Raw genomic sequence first — 830 nt, 5'->3', positions numbered from 1 at the left:
TCTTAGTACGAGCCGAACTTGTAGTTCACGCCGGCGCGGACGACGGCGAACTCGGTGTCGCGGCGGGTGTTGGCCGGGCCGGAGACGAGGGTGACGCCGGGGGTGGTGGTGGAGACGAGGGCGCCGCCGATGTTCTGGGCGAACGAGCCGGCGGTGCGGCGGTTCTGCTCGAGGTTCACGTACAGGCCTTCGACCTTCAGCGTGACGGCCGAGGAGCGGAAGAAGTTCAGGAAGGAGTCGGTCGGGAGAGCGTACTCGACACCGCCGCCGACGGCGTAGCCGGTCTGGAAGTCATCGGAGTTGACGCCGGTGCCGAACTGACGGCCGCCGCCCGAGCCGTAGGCGAAGCCGCCGGTGGCGTACACGAGGGTGCGGTCGAAGGCGTAGCCGAGGCGGCCGCGCACGGTGCCGAAGTAGTCGAGGCCGGTGAGGCCGTTCGGGTTGAACACCAGGGTGCCCGGGATGATGGCCGAGCCGTTGGCGCCGACGGCGGAGAAGCGGTTCCGCTGGCGACCGAAGTCGGCGTACTGGGCGTCGGCTTCGATACCGACAACCACACCGGAGCCCGGGGTGAACTGGTAGTTGTAGCCGATCTGGCCACCGCCGACGAAGCCTTCGTTGTTGTTGGAGTTCGAGAAGGCGAGGACGCCGCTCTGGAGGGTGTTGCCGGTCGCGAAGATGGCGTTACCGGGGGAGACGCCGACGACGGTCGGGGCGCGGCTGGAGGAGGCGTCGAAGCCGTAACCGGCGTTGAAACCGGCGTAGAAGCCCGTCCAGGTGAAGACCGGCACCGGGGTGAAGACCGGCGGCGGGGCGGCGCGGCGCGGCAG

At 69.2% G+C, this 830-nt stretch carries 1 protein-coding gene; it reads right to left on the bottom strand.

Annotated features, from left to right (window positions below):
* Nucleotides 1–2 precede the first annotated feature (2 nt).
* The coding region (locus tag AAHF99_RS27115) for an outer membrane protein (protein ID WP_342167422.1) at nucleotides 3–830 on the bottom strand (828 nt) is incomplete at its 5' end.

It is taken from the genome of Methylobacterium litchii (assembly GCF_038442315.1).
Taxonomy (GTDB): domain Bacteria; phylum Pseudomonadota; class Alphaproteobacteria; order Rhizobiales; family Beijerinckiaceae; genus Methylobacterium; species Methylobacterium litchii.
This window is presented reverse-complemented; position numbering and strand designations above follow the sequence as displayed.